Below are 17,515 nucleotides of genomic sequence, written 5' to 3'. Positions count from 1 at the left end.
CTGACCCTTCGAGAGGTCGTTCTCTGATTGGGATGCTACTGTCCTAATCAGAGAAATGTCAACGCGTGTTGCAAAACTATTTCAGGGCGCGGCGCGACCCCACACCCGTTCGTCGCAATGGATCCTGCCATCCGCATAGCGGATGGAAGGTGTCCGATCCGAGGCGAGGAAGATCGGGCCGTCGAGATCGACCACGTCGCAAAACTGACCCAGCAGATAGGCGGGCGCCATCGCCAGGCTGGACCCGACCATATTGCCGACCATCACGTCGAGCCCGCGTTCGCGCGCCGCATGGGCGATCGCGATCGCCTCGGTGAGGCCGCCGCACTTGTCGAGCTTGATGTTGACCGTCTGGAAGCGGCCGACCAGGGCGGGTATGTCGGCGAGCGTGAGCGCGCTTTCGTCCGCCGCGATCGGGATCGCGGAGACAAAGCCGTCGAGATCGGCTTCGCGGCCGCGCGCCAGCGGCTGTTCGAGCAGCTTGACGTCGGCCGCCACCAGCGCTTCGACCAGCGCGGGAAGATCGGAGATCGCGAAGCCCTGATTGGCATCGACCCCGATCCAGCAATCCGATCGCGCCGCGCGGACCATGGTCACGCGGTCTATGTCCAGCGCGAGGTCGCCGGTCAGTTTCAGCTTGAGTGCGCGGGCGTCGGGATACTCCAGCGCGCCCTGCGCCATCGCCTGTGGTGTGTCGGCGCCAAGGGTGAAGGTGGTAAGCAGCGGGCGCGGTTCGGGAAGCCCGGCAAGGTCCCAGACCGGTCGCCCGGTCTGGCGTGCCTCCAGTTCCCAAAGCGCGCAGTCGAGCGCGTTGCGGCCGCCGCACGGCGGCAGCGCCGCCTGCAGCGCCTCGCGGGTCATGCCGCTCTCGATGCCCTCGCGAACGCGCTCGATCGCGGCGAGCATCGCAGGCACGTCGTCGTCCAGATAATAGGCGCCGCTGGCCTCGCCGCGGCCCTGATGGATGTCGTCGGACAGGGTGGCGACCACCACCGCGCTTTCGGTGAAGACATGGCCGGAGATGTGAAACGGCTTCGACAAGGGAAGCCGTTCCACCGCGACGTCGAGGGTCCGTGCCGTCATTTCAGTACGCCGCGCCGAAGCCGATCAGCTTGAAGGCGAGGGCGACCCACAGGACGACCACCGCGCTCAGCACCAGCAGGACGCTCCACAGCTTGGCGAACCAGCCGCGCTTGCCGGTCCAGACCAGCACCGCGTTCCACAGCGAGATGCCGACCAGGCCGAAGAAGCCGATCGCACCCAGCACCTGCACCAGATAGATCAGCCAGTCGGTGCTGCCATGCGACTCGAAATTCTCGATCCCGCTGATGACGATCACCCAGCCGACCAGGACCGCGATCACCAGCCACGAGAAGGCGCGCACCAGGCGATAGGCCTTGCGATCATTGCCGCTCAGCGCGAGCGTGGCGCCATAGCGGCGGCGGGTCAGCGCGGCGACCGGCCAGGCCAGCGCGGTCAGCAGGATGATGCCGATCCCGACCAGGAGCAGCGGCATCAGCCAGGCGCCGTCGAGATACCAGGGCGTCCGGTCGAAGACCATGAATGGCGAGATATCGTCGACCGACCAGCGCACGATCTTGCTGTCGACCACCTTGGCGGCAAGCCGCTGGTGTCCGTCGGCGGCCTGCCACACGAAGGGCTCGGTCTCGATCCACTTGCGCGGCGCGCCGCCGCGGGTGGTGGTCATTGCGATCAGCGGGCGGCCATCCGCGTCCAGGCCGATCGTCGCGTCGCTGACAAAGCTGACGATGGAGGCGAAGTTCGACCCGATCTTGCGGCTGTTGGTCCAGGTGCCGACGAGCATCTTGGCATGCTCCTTGGCGGTGGGCAGCTCGACCAGCGGCTTGGGGTTCTCGACCGGCAGATAGCGATCGGCGAACTGGTCCATCAGCGCGCCGCGGATCGCGCCGGCCGCACCGTCCTTGCCCGGGCTGTTGACCGAGATGAAGACCCCGACCTTCTCCTTGGGCCAGATCAGCAGGTCGCTGTGGAAGAAGACGGTGTCGCCGCCATGCGCGACGGCGGTGTGGCCGTTGATGTCCTGTTCGTAGAAGCCGAGCGCCATGCGGTTCACGCCGGGCAGGATGTTGCCCGCTGGCGTGTGCATCAGCCGCGCGGTCTCCGGCTTGATCAGCGGCCCGCCGTCATTGAGATGGGCGATCATGAACTTCGCCATGTCGCTGCCGCTGGCGGACAGCGATCCCGCCGGAGCGAGCGAGATATATTCGAACTTTTCGGCCTTGCCCGATCCGAGCATGTAGCCCTGTGACATGAAGGGCTGGAGGTTGGCGGGCAGCGGCTGGCGGAAGGTAGAATGCGCCATGTTCAGACGCTGGAAGATATTGCGCTCGATATAGTCGTCGAACGGCATTCCCGACACGCGTTCGACGATATAGCCGGCGAGCGCGGTGGCGTAGTTGGAATAGGCGGGGGTGGTGCCCGGCGCGAAGATCCGCTCGGGCACGCGCTTCTTCAGTTCCTCGCCCAGCGGGGTGACCTTGTCGAAGCTGAGAAGGCCCTTGATGATCTCCTCGAAGCCGGCGGTGTGCGTCATGATCTGGCGCAGCGTGACCGGCTTGCCCTGATAGTCGGGAATCTTGAAGTCGAGATACTGGTTGACGTCGGCGTCGAGGTTCAGCTTGCCCGCCTCGACCTGCTGCATCACCGCGGTCCAGGTAAACAGCTTCGAGGTCGAGCCGGGGCGGAACAGGGTCGTCGCCGGGTCGACCGGCTTGCGCTTCGCCACGTCCGCATAGCCGAAGCCGCGCTGAGTCACGACCTGGCCATCCTTGACGATCACGACCACGGCGCCGGCCACATCCCCGCGCGCGAGCGCATAGGGCATATAGCCGTCAAGCCAGGCGTCGGCATCCGTCTTGGTCAGGTTGCCGGCATAGCCGCTGCCGGTCGTCGGCACCGTGGCCGTGCTTTCGGTAGCGGCCGGCGCGGGGGCCAGCGGCGTTCCCGGTTGCGTGAAGGCGGGGACAGCGACGGCCAGAGCCAGCACCCCCGCTGCGACTGTTTTCCATGATCGCTTCCACATGACCCTTCCCCTCTTTCGATCTTCCCCGAAGCGTGGATCGCCCTTGTGATTGCGCCCCTGCGACCGGACGGCTACGATGCGCCTCCTATGAAACGCCATAGTCCTGATTGGGACATCATGATCCTGTTTAGAAAATTGTCAAACGTTGCTGTTTTAGGAGGCGAATGCTGATGGCGACTCGGCTGAAAACCGAGCATCCGACGCTCGGCACGCTGCTTCGCGCGATGCGCGCCCGCAACAACTGGACGCTCAAGGAAATGAGCGATCGCAGCGGCATTCCGGTATCGACGCTGTCCAAGGTGGAGCATGACCGGCTGACGCTGACCTATGACAAGCTGCTCCAGGTCAGTCAGCGGCTGAACATCCGCATGTCCGAGCTGTTCGCGGAGAATGATCCGGGGCCCGAGCCGCAGATCACCGCGCGGCGCAGCATCGGCGACATCGATCGCGCGATCCGCGTGAACACCGCCAATTACGACTATTTCTACCTGTGCACCGAGCTGCGCCGGAAGCGGATGATCCCGATCATCACCCGCGTTCGCGCCAAGTCGGCGGAGGAATTCGGCGACCTCGTCCATCATCATGGCGAGGAATTCATCTATGTCGTCGCCGGCAGCATCGTCGTCCACACCGAGTTCTACGACTCGGTGACGCTGGAACAGGGCCAGTCCATCTATCTCGATTCGAACATGGGCCATGCCTATGTCGCCGCGCCCGGGTGCGACGAGGCGGTTGTGCTGGGCGTCTGCTCCAGCGCCGAGGACGGGCTGATGGATTCGCTGATGACGCTTCACGGAGAGTGACGGCGGCATCGTGACGCTTTCGGGACGGACGGCGCTGGTCACCGGCGCCGCTGGCGGGCTGGGCCGCGAGATCGCGCTGGGGCTGGCCGGGGCAGGGGCGCATGTGCTGCTCCACGGGCGGCGGCCCGAGCGTCTGGCGCGGCTGATGAATGAGATCACCGCGACGGGCGGGTCGGGCGAGCCGTTATGCTTCGACCTGGCGGACGAGGCGGCGGCCGTCGCGGCGCTGGCCGATTGCCCACCGGTTCACATCCTCGTCAACAATGCCGGGGAGCGCGACCGCCGCCCGATCGACGCGCTGGATCGCGATGCGGTGCGGCGGATGCTGGAGATCAATCTGGTCGCGCCGTTCGATCTGGCGCGCGCGCTCGCGCCGCGGATGGGCGAGCGCGGGCGGATCGTCAACATCAGCTCGATCGCCGGACCGATCGCGCGGGCCGGGGATGCCGCCTACACCATGTCGAAGGGCGGGCTCGACGCGCTGACCCGTGCGCTGGCCGCTGAGCTGGGGCCGCGCGGGATCACGGTCAATTCGGTGGCGCCCGGCTTTTTCGCGACCCAAGCGAACTCGGAGATGGTGGCCGATCCCGCGATCGCCGAGCATCTCCAGCGGCGTACCTCGCTCGGTCGCTGGGGTCGGCCCGAGGAGATTGCCGGCGCGGTGCTGTTCTTCGCTTCCGACGCCGCCTCCTATGTCACCGGCCAGGTGCTGGCGGTCGACGGCGGCTATCTCGCCCATTTCTGATCAGCGACCGCGCGCGATGCGCCGCCCGGCGAGCACCATGCCGACCGCGCCGACTGCGACCAGCGCGCCGGTCGACGCGATCCGGTGGCGCCGTGCGCCGGTGAACAGGCTGAACCGGCGCCCGCGCTGACGCCCCTCGGTCCGGCCGTCATCGCCCTGCGGCTCGAACAGATTGCCCTCGACCTCGCCGACCGGTTTGTCCTTCTCCACCAGCAGCGGCACCATCTGCGTCGCCAGTCGATCGAACAGCGCGGGAAAGATCGTGGCACCCAGCACCTGCAGCTTGCCGATGCCGCCGACGGTCACCGCCCTGCGCGGATGCTGTGCCGCGTCGAGGATCGCCTCGGCCACCACATTGGGGGCATAGAGCGGCTGGGGCAGGCGCGCGCGAAAGCCGCTGTGATTGCGGCCATGTTCGGGAAAGGGCGTGCCGATCGCGCTCGGCTTGATCAGCGTGATCGACACGGGCGCGCCCCGTCGCTTCGCCTCGATCCGCAGCGAGTCGATGAAACCCTTCACCGCATGTTTTGACGCGGTGTAGGCGCCCAGCATCGGGCTGCCCATGTCGCTGTTGATCGACCCGATGGTGATCAGCGCCCCGCCGCCCGGCCGTGCCTCAAGATGGCGCAGCGCGATGAGCGACCCATGGACGACACCCCAGTAATTGGTCTCGAACACCTGACGGTGCTCGTTGATCGGCAGGTCGAGCAGTTCGGCATAGACGCCGATCCCGGCATTGTTGACCCAGCTGTCGAATCGGCCGAACCGCGCGATCGTCTCGTCGGCCAGTCGCTGGACATCCGCCTCGACCCCGACATCGGCAGCGACGAACTCGGCGGTCCCGCCACCCGCGCGAATCGCGTCGCAGACCGTGCGGAGCGCGGCTTCGTCGCGCGCGCACAGCATCACCTTCGCGCCGCGCGCCGCGGCCAGCCGGGCGGCGAGGAGGCCATGGCCCGACGTCGCGCCGGTGATCACGATGACCTGTTCGGAAATGGGTTTCAGCCGCAGGGCCACGTAATTTCTCCTGTCCGTGTCGGGGGTTGCGCAGGCAACGTGACCGATGGTCGGAAGGTCCGTGTGTGCCGACAAAAGGGAACGGGCCCGTGCCGTCGCGGGTTCGACAGGGTGACCGACATCGATGAAAGGACCTCCGCGATGCCCGATCGCCCCGACACCGCCGCGCTGCTTGCGTTGTCCGACGCCCTCGCGGATGCCGCCAGCGTCCATCGCACCGCCGCGAAGATCGCCGAGGACCCGCAGCTCTCCGAGGTCCTTGCCCGCCGCGCCGACAAGCTGGCCGATCTGGCGATCGAGGTCCGCCAGGGGCGCGACGGCGAGCCGGGATCGATGCTCCGCCTGGTCGATCAGCTCAAGCTGGCGGTCGACCGGCTATGGGATGATGACGATGCCTCGGCCGGCGCTGCCAGCCGGGATGCGAAGCGCGGGCTGATGAAGCTGATCGACGATCATTTGCTCGATCCTGAGCTCTCCGATACCGCGCGCGCGATCTTCCTCGACGTGCGCGGACGGATTGCGGGGGGCAAGATGCTGCCGACCGCCAGCGCGCCGGGGCTCAGTTCTCTGGCGACCTGACCCCGACCGGCTCGTCCGCGCGGTCGAGCTCGCCCTTCAGCACCGCCTCGTCGACGCCCTTTAGCGGGGTGCCGGAGACATAGGTGCCGCGGGCCAGCAACTGCGCCCCGATCGGCAGGGTGACGAGCAGGAACAGGATGGCGAGTGCCCCGCTGTTGCCGCCATCGATCCTGCCCGACAGCGCGACGCCCAGCAGCAGCAGCGCGGTGCCGAGCGTGCCGGCCTTGGTCGCGCTGTGCATTCGCTGCAGCGGGTCGGGCAGGCGGATCACGCCGATCGCGGCGACCAGCAGGAAGCCGGTGCCCAGCACCATCAACACCATCGCCGCGATCGTCATGACTCCTCCTTCTGCTTGCGCTCGAGGAACACCGCGAAGGCGGCGGTCGCCACGAAGTTGATCAGCGAAATGCCCAGCGCGATGTCGAGAAACGCGCCGCGCCCGGTCGCCACCGCGGTCAGCGCAGCAAAGCCCACCGCGACCGCGGTCAGCATGTCGAGCGCGATGAACCGGTCGGCAAAGCTTGATCCGCGCACCATCCGCCACGCCGCCAGGATCAGCGCGCCGGTCAGCAGGACGGCCAGGACCGCAGCCAGGGTCTCGATCTCGATCATGCCTCCAGCTCCGCGATCCAGCGTTCGTACAGCCGCTTGAATCGGGCGGCGGTCGCCTCCGGATCCGTGGTGTCCAGCACATGGAGATACAGCCGCGCGCGATCCTCGGACACATGGACGCAGGTCGAGCCGGGCGTCAGCGAGGTGAAATAGGCGAACAGCGCCACTGCCCAGGGGCGGCGCACCGACACCGGCACCACCACGATCGCCGGGTTGGTCCGCACGCGCGGCGCCAGCACGATGCGGGCAACCGACAGCGAGGCGGCGACCAGATCCCACAGGAACACCGCCACCAGCACCAGCGCGGCCCTTGCCTTGCGAACCATCGTCATGGCGCTCCCGTCAATGCGCGTGCCGACAGCATCGCGACCGTCCACAGCCATTGCGGCAGGATGCCGATCGCCACCGTCGCACCGCTCAGCAACGCCATCGCCGCGATGCCGCTGCGCGGGATCCGATGGAGCGGCCGGCGCGGATCCTTCCAGCAGGCATCGGTCCACAGGATCGCCATCGACACGATCGTCAGCAGCCCCGCGACGATCGCGATCGCCCCCAGCCAGCCCATGCCGGCGTCCAGGCTCTCGCGGATCACGATCAGCTTCGCCCAGAAGCCCGAAAAGGGCGGGATGCCGGCCAGCGACAGCACCGGCACCGCGAAAAGCAGTGCGAACAGCGGCTCGCGGCGGACCATGCCGCCGGTCCCGCTCAGGTCCCAGCTGCCGCTGGCGCGCCGGATGAGCCCGATGCCGAGGAACAGGTTCGCCTGCACGATGATAGAGTGCACCATGTAGAAGACCGACGCAGCCACGCCCTCGCGCGACGCCAGCGCCAGCCCGACCGCCATATACCCGACCTGCGCGATCACATGATAGGCGAGCAGCCGCCGCATATCGGTCTGCGCCAGTGCGCCGAGCGCGCACACGATCATCGTCACAGACGCGATCACGCCGAAGACCGGCGTCAGTTGCGCGGCGGACAGCGAGCCGGAGGCGGTGCCGAACATCGCGGCGAACACCAGCAGCAGGGCATAGAAGCCCATCTTCGTCAGCAGGCCGGCGAACACCGAGGCGACCGTGGTCGGCGCGGTGTGATAGGAGGCCGGCAACCACAAATGGAAAGGCGCAAGGCCAGCCTTCAGCGCCAGCCCGGCCAGCAGCAGCGCCGAGGCGACGGCGAGCGCAAAGCCCGGCGGCTGCCCGGCCAGCGCCGCACCCGCCTCGCGAATATCGAGCGTGCCGGTGATTCCATAGATCATGCCGACGCCGAGCAGGATGGCGGTCGCGGCCAGCATCGCGAAGCTGGCATAGCGGATCGCCCCGTCGATCTGCGCCGGCCGCCGGTCGATCGTCAGCAGGCCCAGCGCCGCGACCAGCGCAAGTTCGAACCAGACATAGAGGTTGAACAAATCGTCGGTCAGGAACGCGCCGTTCACCGCGCCCAGCAGCGCGAGCATCAGCGCGTCATAGCCCGCGCGCCGCCGGCGCGGCCCGATATCGCCGATCGAATAGAGCGCGGCCGCGACCGCGATCAGCGCAGTCACCGCGACCAGCGCGACGCCGGGCCAGGACGCGGAAAAGCTGATGCCGAAGCCGCGCGGCCAGCCACCGAACACCGTCAGCGGCAGGTCGCTCCGTGCCGCCGTCCGCCACAGCAAGGCGAACGAGGCGAGCGCGAGCAGCAGGGTCGTGCCCATGCCGATGGCCCGCGCGATCACCGGCCGCTCGCGCAGCATCATTGCCAGCGCCGCGCCGAGAAAGGGCACCAGGACCGGTGCGATCAGGAGAAGGGCGTCACGCATCGACCGGATCGCGTTCCTTGGGCGGGCCGAGCGCCTCGGCGGCATCGCCGTCGCGGGCATCGACGCTGCCCTGCGTCCGCCAGGCGCGCAGCACCAGCACCGCCAGCATGACGGTCAGCGCGAAGCCGATGACGATCGCGGTCAGGATCATCGCCTGGGTGATCGGATCGGCCGACTCGCCCAGCGTCTTTCCGCCTTCCTCGATGATCGGTGGCTGCTGGCTGCGGATCCGTCCGGTCAGGAACAGCAACAGATTCGTCCCAGTCGCCAGCAGCGACAGGCCCAGCAGCATGCGAACCAGATTGCGCGACAGGATCAGGAAGATCGCGCAGCCGAACATGCCGGCACCGACCAGCGCATAGAGGATCGTCATCGGCTCGCCTCCCGCTGCAGCCCGAAGAGGAAGGCGAGCACCGCGCCCAGCACCACCAGATAGACGCCCAGGTCGAACAGGATCGTCGTGCCCAGCTTGGGCAGGATACCGGCGCCGTCCCACCATAAATGGGTGAGATAGGGCTTGCCGCCGAGCATCCCCGGCAGTCCGCTGATCAGCACGCATCCCATACCGATGCCGACCAGGGTCAGGGGGCGTGCGCGGAGCGATCGTTGCGCGCGGTCGACGCCATAGGCGAGCGACAGCACGGCAAAGGCGAGCGCCGCGACCAGCCCGCCGACAAAGCCGCCGCCCGGCTGGTCATGCCCGCGCCACAGGATGACGATCGATGCCGCGAGCAACAGCAGCGCCAGCCCGCGCCCGACGATCGCGAACGAGAAATGGACCGGTGCGGGCGCGCCCGGCGGCGCCTTGCGACCGCGCGCGGCGAGCAACGATGCGGCGAGGATGGCGGAGACCGCGATGACGAAGGTCTCGCCCAGCGTGTCGATCGCACGGAAATCGACCAGAATCACGTTGACGACATTATGCCCCTGCGCCGCGACATAGCTCATCCGGCCGAAGAACTCGCCTGCCGCCGATTCATGACCACGCGCCGCCATGTCGAGAAAGCCGAAGAACAACAGTCCCGCCAGCACCGCGGCGGTGACCGCATCGCTGCGCCGCATCGCCGCGGTCCGGGTCGCCGGCGTGGCGATCGGGATCGCCAGCAGCAGCGCGGTCAGCAGGACGACGATCAGCGCCTCGACGGTGAACTGGGTCAACGCCAGATCGGGCGCGCCGTTCATCATGAAGGTGATCGCGACGGCGAATCCGGTCAGGCCCGTGGCGACGAGCCCGGCGACCAGTGACTTTGTCCGGGTCGCGGCAATCGCGCCGCCCAGGCCGACCAGTGCGACGATCGCCGGAGCGATGCGGATGTCGCCCAGCTCCGGAATGTTCGGCCAGGCATCCGCCATGCCCACCGACCAGAAGATCAGCGCAGCCATGCCGATCACGACGGTTAGGAGATAGCGGCGCAGGTCGCCATGCTGGATCCACGCCGTCAGCCCGCGCGCACCCGCCACCAGCCCGCGCAGCCCGCGCTCCCACAGTCGCTCGATCGCATAGGCGTCGAGACGGTCGACGCCGCGCAGCCGGATGTGGATCAGCTTCCAGAAGCGGATGATCAGCAGGCCGATGCTGACCGCGACGAAGCTGAGCATCAGCATCGGCGTGATGCCGTGCCACACCGAGATATCGACCTCGACCGGCCGGCCATAGACGGCGGCGACGGCGGGGCGCAGCGCCACGCGCGTGATCCAGTCGGGATCGAGGCTGATGATCAGGCCGGCCAGCGCCAGCAGCAGCGGCGGCGCGACGACCGACAGGCTTTCACGATGCTTGATCTCGACCGGCTTGTCGCGACCCAGGAAGAAGGGGCGCAGCGTGATGACGCCGGCCACGCCGACCATCACCGCATTGACCAGCACGGCGATCGCCAGCGGGACCAGCTCCCAGCTGCTTTCCAGCTGCGCCTCGAACAGGAATTCCTTGGAGATGAAGCCGAGAAAGGGCGGGATGCCCGCCATCGACAGGCTTGCCCCGGTGCAGGCGAGTGCGGTGATCGGCAGCACCCGGACCAGTCCGCCCAGCGAGCGCAGATTCTGTTGCCCGGTCGAATGGATCACCGATCCGGCGCAGAAGAAGAGGGCCGCCTTGTACAGTGCGTGCGCCATCAGGAAGCCGACCATCGCCACGGTCGCCGCGGGTCCGTCCAGCCCGACGAGCAGGGTCAGGATGCCGAGCGACGCGATCGTCGAATAGGCGAGCGCCGACTTGAAATTCTCCGCCCTGAGCGCCTGGAGCGCGGCGACCAGCATGGTGATACAGGCGACGGTGATGACGGTTGCGCGGCCCCAGCTGGTCGCGGCGAACACCGGTTCGAACCGGGCGAGCAGATAGATGCCCAGCTTCACCATCGTCGCGGAATGGAGATAGGCCGATGCCGGCGTCGGCGCCTGCATCGCGTTGGGCAGCCAGAAATGGAACGGGAATTGCGCCGACTTGGTGAAGGCGGCGATGAGGATGCAGGCGACGATCGGCCCGCCCAGGGGGCTGGCGGCGATCACATCGGCCTGGCGCACTGCCTCGGCCATCGAATAGGTGCCCAGCACATGGCCGATCATCATGACCGCGGCCAGCAGCATCAGCCCGCCGAACGCGGTGACCTGAAGCGCCATCGTCGCGGCGCGGCGTGACCGGGCGCTGCGTCCGTCGAACCCGACCAGCAGGAACGACAGCACGCTGGTCGCTTCCCAGAAGATCAGCAGCACCAGCAGGTTTTCCGCGAGCACCGTGCCCAGCATCGCGGTCATGAACAGCAGGATCAGCGTGAAGAACCGGCTGCGCTCGACCCGCGGTTTTCCGGTCAGATAGCCGCCCGAATAGATGATCACGAGCGCGCCGATCCCGGTCACCAGCAGGCAGAACAGGAAGGAGAAGCCATCGAGGCGGAGCGTGAAGTCCAGCCCCAGTTGCGGCGCCCAGGAGATTCCCTGGCCGCGAACCCATCCACGCTCGACGATCGGCGCGACCGAGATGAATGCGGCGAGCAGCCCGAGCGGCAGCAACGCGATCAGGAACCCCGCGCCGCGCCCCATCACCCGGGCGAGCAGCGGAACCGTGCACGCACCGAAGAAGGAAATCAGCAGAACAACGATCATCTGCCCCACCAATGCCCGAAAGCGCGATCGGATGCAGCCCCCGAGTCGTTTTTATGCCCGCTGGGTCTGATTGGCGGTGGGAACTGGACTCGTCTCCATGCCGTTCAGCCTGCCCATGAGCGAAGCGTCCCACGGTATCGGCGATATCCTCGACCGCCTCGACCAGGCGGCATCGGGGTCCGATCGCGTCAGTGTCGGCGATATTCGCGAGGCATTGGGCCAGCGGGGACAGGGCGCCTTCCTGCTGTTTCCCGCATTGATCGACATCACGCCCGTCGGATCGATCCCGGGCGTGCCGACGCTGATGGCGGCGACGATCATCCTGGTCGCGGTCGAGATATTGATCGGCCGAAGCGAACCCTGGCTCCCCGCCTTCGTCGAACGCCGTCACCTCAAGGCGCGTACCCTGTGCAAGGTCACGAGCAAGCTGGGGTCGACCGGCCGCCGGCTCGACCGCTGGTTTCACGGCCGGCTATGCTGGATGACGCAGGGAACACCGCTGAAGATCGCCGCGGTTCTGATCATACTGCTCGCCTTGTCGGTTCCGCCGCTTGAACTCATCCCGCTGGCGACAACCGCGCCCATGTCGGCAATCGCTGCCTTCGGTACGGCGCTGCTGCTGCGCGACGGGGTGTTGATGATCGCGGCAATGGCGATCACCGCCGCTGTCGTCGTGCTGGGCGCCGTCCTGCTGCTGTGAGCCTGTCCTGTCTGCGGGGATCGGAACCGCAACCATGACGTTGTGCCTCGATGGAACCGACCCCCCGCGAAACCCCGTCCACGCCCCGCAATCGCCGGGGCCTGATCCTCATCCTCGTCGCGATCTTCGCGATCGTCGGCGTGATCTTCATCGGCATGAACCTGTCGCACGTGCGCGAGAGCGAGCGGGGCGAGGCAGTCGGCAACGAGTCCGGCGTGCCGGGCCCGGAAAACACCCGGTAGCGCAACCGGACGGCACCCAAACTTCCGGATGATTGGCGGCGGTCGCGGGACGAGGCACGAAACGCCCGAAGGGCATGGACGTTAACCCATGTCAGTTTGCCAGCTGGAGGCGCCCCGCATGAGCCACACCGTTGCCGAGATCATCATCGAGACGCTTTACGAGGCTGGCGTGCGCCGCTGCTATGGCGTGGCCGGGGATACGCTCAATCACGTGACCGACGCCATCCGGCGCAGCGACATGCGCTGGATCCATGTGCGCCATGAAGAGGCGGGCGGGTTCGCCGCGGGGGCCGACGCGCTGCTGACCGGCGAACTGGCCGCCTGTGCCGGTTCGTGCGGGCCGGGCGGGCTTCACTTCATCAACGGCCTGTTCGAGAGCCATCGCAACCGCGCGCCGGTGGTGCTGATCGCCAGCCAGATCGTCCGCGACGAACTGGGCTTCGACTTCCCGCAGGAGGTCGATTTCAAGGCGGTCTATTCCAGCAGCAGCGTATTCTGCGAAGAGGTCCGCACCCCCGAACAGGCGCGGCGGATGACCGCGATGGCGGCTCAGGCGGCGCTGGCGAAGAAGGGGGTGGCGGTGCTGATCGTGCCGGTCGATGTGTCGCAGGCGAAGGTCGCGGACAAACCCGCCTTCGCGGTCCATCGCACCCGGCCGCGGACCCGTCCGTCCGAAGACGAGCTGGCGCACATCGCCGAGGCGCTGAACCGCGGCAAGCGCGTCGCCATCTATGGCGGATCGGGGTGCGAACATGCCGGCGAGGCGGTCGTCGCGCTGGCGAAGCGGTTGAACGCGCCGGTCGCGCATACGTCGCGTGCCAAGGACTTCCTCGAACATGGCAACCCGCACAATGTCGGCATGACCGGCATCTTCGGGTCGGAAGCGGGCTATCACGCGCTGATGTCGTGCGACACGCTGCTGCTGCTCGGATGCGACTTCGCCTGGCGGCAATATTATCCGTCGGACGCGACGATCATCCAGGTCGATATCGACGGCAGCCATCTCGGTCGCCGCCATCCGGTCGATATCGCCGCGACCGGCGACGTGGTCGACACGGTCGAGGCGTTACTGCCAATGATCGCGCAGCGCGAGGACCGCGCCTTTCTCGACGAATGCCTGGATCATCACGAAAAGGCGGTCGCGAGTCAGCGCAAGCATGCGGTCGAGGACGATGGCCGCGCGATCCATCCGCAATATCTCACCGAAATCATCGCCGCCGCCGCCGATGCCGACGCGATCTACACCGCGGATTGCGGCTCGCCGATGGTGTGGTGCCTGCGCCATGTGCCCTCGACCGGGGCCAATCGGCGGGTGATCTCACTGACGCACGGTACCATGGCCAATGCCATGCCGCAGGCGCTTGGCGCAAAAGCGGCGTTTCCGGAGCGCCAGGTCATCTCGCTGTCCGGAGATGGCGGCATCGCCATGCTGCTGGGCGACCTGCTGACGGCGGTTCAGGAAAAGCTGCCGATCAAGGTCTGCGTGTTCAACAACAGCTCGCTGGGCTTCGTCGAGCTCGAGCAGAAGGTCGACGGGGTGCTCGACGCCTATACCGATCTGGTGAACCCCGATTTCTCGCGTGTGGCGGAAGCGATCGGTTTTCACGCCCGCCGCGTCGAGCGGAGTAGCGACCTGCCGGGCGCGGTGCGTGCCTGGCTTGATGCGCCCGGACCCGCACTGCTTGATGTCGTCACCGACCGGTTCGAACTGGTGATGCCGCCAAAGATCGAGATCGGCCAGATGTTCGGTACCGCGCTCTATTCGGCCAAGGCAGTGCTGGCCGGCCGGGCGGGCGATGTCGTCGGGCTGGTCCGCAACGCGGTCGATTGAGGCGCGGTGCTTCATGGGTCACGTTCGCGCGGGGCACCGAGTGATCTACATCTTCCGCGATTGGCTCGATCCGCATCTGCAAGCGGGGCGCGGTCCCGGCGCTCGCCGACTGGTGGCCCTGCTCCTGCGCGCTATGCTGGCGCGGGGCCGCTGACGGGCTCAGCGCCGCGCGAGTTCGCCTAGGAGCGCCGCCTCGAATGCGGCGGGATCCTCGACCTGAGGCGAATGGCCCAGCGCCGGCAGCCGGACCAGCCGGGCGTCCGGAAAGCGCGTCACCGCTTCCTCGGCCGCCTTGGGCACCGTTCGCACCCGGCTGCGGATCGCCTCGGGCGCGGTATTGGCGCGGAAGGCAGTCAGGTCCTTCTGGCCGATGATCAGCGAGACCGGGGTGCGGATGCGCGGGATTTCGGCTGCCACCGGCTGGGTCAGGATCATGTCCGACAGCCGCGCCTGCGCGTCGCGCACGACATCGCCATCGTCGCTGGCATATTGCCCGGCCAGCATCGCGACCCAGCGATCATAATCGGGGCGCCACTTGCCGCCATAATAGGTGCGCTGCTGATAGGCCCGGATCGACCCGGCGTCGGTCTTCGCTTCCTCGGCGCGCAGCGTGCCCAGATCGCTATAGGGCACGCCCTCCGCGATCGTGTCGTTGAGACCCAGCGGATTGACCAGCACCAGCCGGTCGAGCCGCTCCGGGTGAAGCAAGGCAAACCGCATCGCCAGGATCCCGCCGGTCGAGTGGCCGACGAGCGTGACCTTGCCGACGCCCGCCCGGTCGAGCAGCCCGCGGGTCAGCTCGGCCATGGCGTGGAAGCTGTACTGATAGCCACTGGGCTTGGACGATTTGCAGAAGCCGATCTGGTCGGGGACGATCACCCGGTAACCCCGCGCGGCCAGCGTGCGTGCGGTCGCCTCCCAGGTCGAGGCGCAGAAATTCTTGCCGTGCAGCAGCACGACCGTGCGCCCATTGGCGGCTGCGGTCGGCGCGATGTCCATATAGGCCATACGCACCGGCGCGCCCTGCGACCGCGTCTCGTACCAGGTGACCGGGAACGGATAGGCGAAGCGCTCGAGATTGGCGCCCAGCTTCTCGGTCTGCGCCAGCGCGGGGGTCCCCATCAGCATCAGCGGAAGCGCGAACGCCGCTGTCATCGATCTCGTTCTCTGCATGTTCGGACAACGCGGCAGTTACGCGAGCGCTCCGTCAGCCTTCCTCGATGATCGGCACTTCCAGGCGCAACGTGTCGAGCAGCCGCTCGATCGCCGCGACCTCGCCAGCGCCGCCGCTCGGGCGCACCGTCCAGTTACAGTGCGGATGCGTTGTACGATCGTATAATTTGATTGGACCGACCAGCAATCGCCAGCGCCGCTGGGTGCCGCCGATCTTGCGCGCCAGCGTGGTGGCGATGCGGTCCTGAAGCTGGCTTGCCGTGGTCATCGCGGCCAAGTGGCGCGAATGGCCGCGAATTGCAATCAGACGCGCTCGACCAGCATGGCGACGCCCTGGCCGACGCCGACGCACATGGTGGCGATCGCGTAGCGGCCGCCGGTGCGGGCCAGCTGCTCGACCGCGGTCATCGCGATGCGCGCGCCCGACATGCCGAGCGGATGGCCCAGCGCGATCGCGCCGCCGTTCGGATTGACCCGCGGATCGCGCCAGTCGACGCCCAGCTCGCGCAGCACGGCGATGCCCTGGCTGGCGAAGGCCTCGTTCAGCTCGATGATGTCGACCTGATCGATCGTCACGCCGGTGCGCGTCAGCAGCTTGCGCACCGCCTCGACCGGGCCCATGCCCATCACCCGCGGTGCCAAGCCGCTGGCGGCGATGCCGACGACACGGGCGCGCGGGGTCAGACCGTGACGCTGCGCCGCCTCGGCCGAGGCGATGACCATCGCAGCTGCTCCGTCGTTCAGTCCCGATGCGTTGCCCGCGGTGATCGTGCCGCCCTCGCGCACCACCGGCCTGAGCTTCGCCAGCGCCTCCAGGCTGGTGCGGCGCGGATGCTCGTCGGTGTCGACGATGCGCGGGGCGTCGTTCTTCACCGGTATCTCCACCGCGACGATCTCCGCCGCCAGCCGGCCCGAGGCCTGGGCGGCGAGCGCCTTTTCCTGGCTGTGGAGCGCGAACGCGTCCTGCTCGTCACGCGCGACCTGCCAGTCCTCGGCGACGTTCTCGGCAGTCTGCGGCATGGTGTCGACGCCATAGGCGGCGCGCATCGCCGGGTTGACGAAGCGCCAGCCCAGCGTGGTGTCCTCCAGCTTCTGCGACCGGTCGAACGGCCCGCTCGACTTGCCCATCACATAGGGCGCGCGCGTCATGCTCTCGACCCCGCCGGCCAGCAGGAACTCGGCGTCGCCCGCACGGATCGCCTGCGCCGCCATGCCGATCGCATTCAGGCCGGAGGCGCATAGCCGGTTGACGGTGATGCCCGGTACCGCATCCGGCAGGCCGGAGAGCAGCACCGCCATGCGCGCGACGTTGCGATTATCCTCGCCCGACTGGTTCGCGCAGCCCAGGATGACGTCGTCCAGCGCGGCCCAGTCGGCACCGGTATTGCGCCGCGCCAGCTCGCGCAACGGAATCGCCGCAAGATCGTCCGCTCGAACCGCAGACAGTGCGCCGTTCAGACGACCGATCGGCGTGCGAACCGCGTCGCAGATAAAGGCGTCGGGCATGAAACTCCCCTTGGACAAACTGTCTTTTTCGGCCCGGCTCTATCGATCCGCCCCGGCGATGGGAAGTCAGCCCGGGCGGCAAAGCTGGTTGGCGAAACTGAGTGTGCCATAGTGCGGCAATCCTTCGATCGACGCTCCGCGGGGGCAGGGCGGACACTATCCAGCAGGCGATATTCGAACGCCTTGCCGCCGAGATCGATCGGTCCGCGCAGGCCGCTGAAGCGGTGCGGCCCGTCCTTAGCTCAGACATATCGCGGCAACATGTGCCCGGCATCAGGGGATTGCCGGCGCACACCTCCCCCCTCGCGCGCCGGCAACCCCCATCATCGGACGAGCCGAAAGCGTT

Annotated in this window: 18 protein-coding genes; 6 read left to right on the top strand and 12 right to left on the bottom strand. The window is 67.6% G+C overall.

Translation table 11 applies throughout. From position 1 onward, the window contains the following. Positions 1-81: 81 nt before the first annotated feature. Both ACZ1H8_RS00535 and ACZ1H8_RS00530 read right to left on the bottom strand, forming a co-directional pair. On the bottom strand, positions 82-1,083 hold the full coding sequence (locus tag ACZ1H8_RS00535) for a dipeptide epimerase (protein ID WP_465179455.1): 1,002 nt from the start codon (positions 1,081-1,083) through the stop codon (positions 82-84). Position 1,084: 1 nt separating this feature from the next. Continuing rightward, positions 1,085-3,064, bottom strand: coding sequence for a serine hydrolase domain-containing protein (locus ACZ1H8_RS00530; RefSeq protein ID WP_465179453.1), 1,980 nt, complete (start codon positions 3,062-3,064; stop codon positions 1,085-1,087). Between the two features lie 170 nt (positions 3,065-3,234). Here ACZ1H8_RS00530 and ACZ1H8_RS00525 point away from each other — a divergent pair, with 170 nt between their 5' ends. Together ACZ1H8_RS00525 and ACZ1H8_RS00520 are read left to right on the top strand one after the other, a co-directional pair. Continuing rightward, positions 3,235-3,867 carry a helix-turn-helix domain-containing protein gene (locus ACZ1H8_RS00525; protein WP_110153275.1) on the top strand — a complete coding sequence of 211 codons (633 nt, stop codon included), beginning with the start codon at positions 3,235-3,237 and terminating at the stop codon, positions 3,865-3,867. Between the two features lie 10 nt (positions 3,868-3,877). Continuing rightward, positions 3,878-4,612, top strand: a complete 735-nt coding sequence (locus ACZ1H8_RS00520; RefSeq protein WP_465179452.1) for an SDR family oxidoreductase — start codon at positions 3,878-3,880, stop codon at positions 4,610-4,612. Here the strand turns inward: ACZ1H8_RS00520 and ACZ1H8_RS00515 are convergent, their stop codons facing one another. After that, positions 4,613-5,629, bottom strand: a complete 1,017-nt coding sequence (locus tag ACZ1H8_RS00515) for an SDR family oxidoreductase (RefSeq protein ID WP_465179451.1) — start codon at positions 5,627-5,629, stop codon at positions 4,613-4,615. A gap of 141 nt (positions 5,630-5,770) precedes the next feature. On the opposite strand from ACZ1H8_RS00515, the gene ACZ1H8_RS00510 reads away from it, so the two are divergent. After that, positions 5,771-6,208, top strand: coding sequence for a hypothetical protein (locus ACZ1H8_RS00510; RefSeq protein ID WP_146233769.1), 438 nt, complete (start codon positions 5,771-5,773; stop codon positions 6,206-6,208). Here ACZ1H8_RS00510 and mnhG read toward each other — a convergent pair. Genes mnhG through mbhE form a run of 6 tightly spaced genes read right to left on the bottom strand, consistent with a single transcriptional unit; the run spans position 6,189 to position 11,717 of the window. Further along, entirely contained in the window at positions 6,189-6,545 is a 357-nt protein-coding gene (gene mnhG, locus ACZ1H8_RS00505; RefSeq protein ID WP_465179449.1) for a monovalent cation/H(+) antiporter subunit G, read from the bottom strand. The two genes, ACZ1H8_RS00510 and mnhG, sit on opposite strands and share 20 nt — an antisense overlap. Further along, entirely contained in the window at positions 6,542-6,820 is a 279-nt protein-coding gene (locus tag ACZ1H8_RS00500; protein WP_465179447.1) for an MrpF/PhaF family protein, read from the bottom strand. The genes mnhG and ACZ1H8_RS00500 overlap by 4 nt, the downstream gene beginning before the upstream one ends. Further along, the gene (locus ACZ1H8_RS00495; RefSeq protein WP_465179446.1) at positions 6,817-7,152 is read right to left on the bottom strand and encodes a Na+/H+ antiporter subunit E; all 336 of its coding nucleotides are present in this window, start codon (positions 7,150-7,152) and stop codon (positions 6,817-6,819) included. Before ACZ1H8_RS00495 ends, ACZ1H8_RS00500 begins: the two co-directional genes overlap by 4 nt. Continuing rightward, entirely contained in the window at positions 7,149-8,618 is a 1,470-nt protein-coding gene (locus ACZ1H8_RS00490) for a proton-conducting transporter transmembrane domain-containing protein (RefSeq protein WP_465179445.1), read from the bottom strand. Before ACZ1H8_RS00490 ends, ACZ1H8_RS00495 begins: the two co-directional genes overlap by 4 nt. Further along, the gene (locus ACZ1H8_RS00485) at positions 8,611-8,991 is read right to left on the bottom strand and encodes an NADH-quinone oxidoreductase subunit K (RefSeq protein WP_219997924.1); all 381 of its coding nucleotides are present in this window, start codon (positions 8,989-8,991) and stop codon (positions 8,611-8,613) included. Before ACZ1H8_RS00485 ends, ACZ1H8_RS00490 begins: the two co-directional genes overlap by 8 nt. Then, entirely contained in the window at positions 8,988-11,717 is a 2,730-nt protein-coding gene (gene mbhE / locus ACZ1H8_RS00480) for a hydrogen gas-evolving membrane-bound hydrogenase subunit E (RefSeq protein ID WP_465179444.1), read from the bottom strand. The genes ACZ1H8_RS00485 and mbhE overlap by 4 nt, the downstream gene beginning before the upstream one ends. Positions 11,718-11,832: 115 nt before the next feature. Between mbhE and ACZ1H8_RS00475 the strand changes: the two genes are divergently transcribed. The 3 genes from ACZ1H8_RS00475 (at position 11,833) to ACZ1H8_RS00465 (ending at position 14,490) form a co-directional block, all read left to right on the top strand. Beyond that, the gene (locus ACZ1H8_RS00475) at positions 11,833-12,417 is read left to right on the top strand and encodes an exopolysaccharide biosynthesis protein (protein ID WP_465179443.1); all 585 of its coding nucleotides are present in this window, start codon (positions 11,833-11,835) and stop codon (positions 12,415-12,417) included. A 50-nt stretch (positions 12,418-12,467) separates the two neighbouring features. After that, positions 12,468-12,659, top strand: coding sequence for a hypothetical protein (locus tag ACZ1H8_RS00470; RefSeq protein WP_465179442.1), 192 nt, complete (start codon positions 12,468-12,470; stop codon positions 12,657-12,659). 118 nt (positions 12,660-12,777) lie between these two features. Then, positions 12,778-14,490, top strand: a complete 1,713-nt coding sequence (locus tag ACZ1H8_RS00465; RefSeq protein WP_465179441.1) for a thiamine pyrophosphate-dependent enzyme — start codon at positions 12,778-12,780, stop codon at positions 14,488-14,490. Positions 14,491-14,649: 159 nt separating this feature from the next. Here the strand turns inward: ACZ1H8_RS00465 and ACZ1H8_RS00460 are convergent, their stop codons facing one another. From ACZ1H8_RS00460 to pcaF, 3 genes are read right to left on the bottom strand one after another with little or no spacing between them, the layout of a single operon-like run. Continuing rightward, on the bottom strand, positions 14,650-15,645 hold the full coding sequence (locus ACZ1H8_RS00460) for an alpha/beta fold hydrolase (RefSeq protein ID WP_465179439.1): 996 nt from the start codon (positions 15,643-15,645) through the stop codon (positions 14,650-14,652). Positions 15,646-15,697: 52 nt separating this feature from the next. Further along, complete coding sequence (locus ACZ1H8_RS00455; protein ID WP_465179438.1) at positions 15,698-15,931, bottom strand: hypothetical protein; 234 nt, start codon at positions 15,929-15,931, stop codon at positions 15,698-15,700. A 35-nt stretch (positions 15,932-15,966) separates the two neighbouring features. Next, entirely contained in the window at positions 15,967-17,169 is a 1,203-nt protein-coding gene (gene pcaF, locus ACZ1H8_RS00450; protein WP_465179437.1) for a 3-oxoadipyl-CoA thiolase, read from the bottom strand. Positions 17,170-17,515 lie beyond the last annotated feature (346 nt).

The organism is Sphingomonas sp. BL-S-25 (assembly GCF_055521555.1).
This window is presented reverse-complemented; position numbering and strand designations above follow the sequence as displayed.

Excerpts from the sequence above, each read along its gene's own strand:
- ACZ1H8_RS00535 (WP_465179455.1), bottom strand. The coding sequence starts at position 1,083 with ATGACGGCACGGACCCTCGACGTCGCGGTGGAACGGCTTCCCTTGTCG.
- ACZ1H8_RS00475 (WP_465179443.1), top strand. The coding sequence starts at position 11,833 with ATGAGCGAAGCGTCCCACGGTATCGGCGATATCCTCGACCGCCTCGAC.
- ACZ1H8_RS00495 (WP_465179446.1), bottom strand. The coding sequence starts at position 7,152 with ATGACGATGGTTCGCAAGGCAAGGGCCGCGCTGGTGCTGGTGGCGGTG.
- ACZ1H8_RS00465 (WP_465179441.1), top strand. The coding sequence starts at position 12,778 with ATGAGCCACACCGTTGCCGAGATCATCATCGAGACGCTTTACGAGGCT.
- ACZ1H8_RS00525 (WP_110153275.1), top strand. The coding sequence starts at position 3,235 with ATGGCGACTCGGCTGAAAACCGAGCATCCGACGCTCGGCACGCTGCTT.
- ACZ1H8_RS00455 (WP_465179438.1), bottom strand. The coding sequence starts at position 15,931 with ATGACCACGGCAAGCCAGCTTCAGGACCGCATCGCCACCACGCTGGCG.
- ACZ1H8_RS00530 (WP_465179453.1), bottom strand. The coding sequence starts at position 3,064 with ATGTGGAAGCGATCATGGAAAACAGTCGCAGCGGGGGTGCTGGCTCTG.
- ACZ1H8_RS00470 (WP_465179442.1), top strand. The coding sequence starts at position 12,468 with ATGGAACCGACCCCCCGCGAAACCCCGTCCACGCCCCGCAATCGCCGG.
- ACZ1H8_RS00510 (WP_146233769.1), top strand. The coding sequence starts at position 5,771 with ATGCCCGATCGCCCCGACACCGCCGCGCTGCTTGCGTTGTCCGACGCC.
- pcaF (WP_465179437.1), bottom strand. The coding sequence starts at position 17,169 with ATGCCCGACGCCTTTATCTGCGACGCGGTTCGCACGCCGATCGGTCGT.
- ACZ1H8_RS00490 (WP_465179445.1), bottom strand. The coding sequence starts at position 8,618 with ATGCGTGACGCCCTTCTCCTGATCGCACCGGTCCTGGTGCCCTTTCTC.
- ACZ1H8_RS00485 (WP_219997924.1), bottom strand. The coding sequence starts at position 8,991 with ATGACGATCCTCTATGCGCTGGTCGGTGCCGGCATGTTCGGCTGCGCG.
- mbhE (WP_465179444.1), bottom strand. The coding sequence starts at position 11,717 with ATGATCGTTGTTCTGCTGATTTCCTTCTTCGGTGCGTGCACGGTTCCG.
- mnhG (WP_465179449.1), bottom strand. The coding sequence starts at position 6,545 with ATGACGATCGCGGCGATGGTGTTGATGGTGCTGGGCACCGGCTTCCTG.
- ACZ1H8_RS00460 (WP_465179439.1), bottom strand. The coding sequence starts at position 15,645 with ATGACAGCGGCGTTCGCGCTTCCGCTGATGCTGATGGGGACCCCCGCG.
- ACZ1H8_RS00500 (WP_465179447.1), bottom strand. The coding sequence starts at position 6,820 with ATGATCGAGATCGAGACCCTGGCTGCGGTCCTGGCCGTCCTGCTGACC.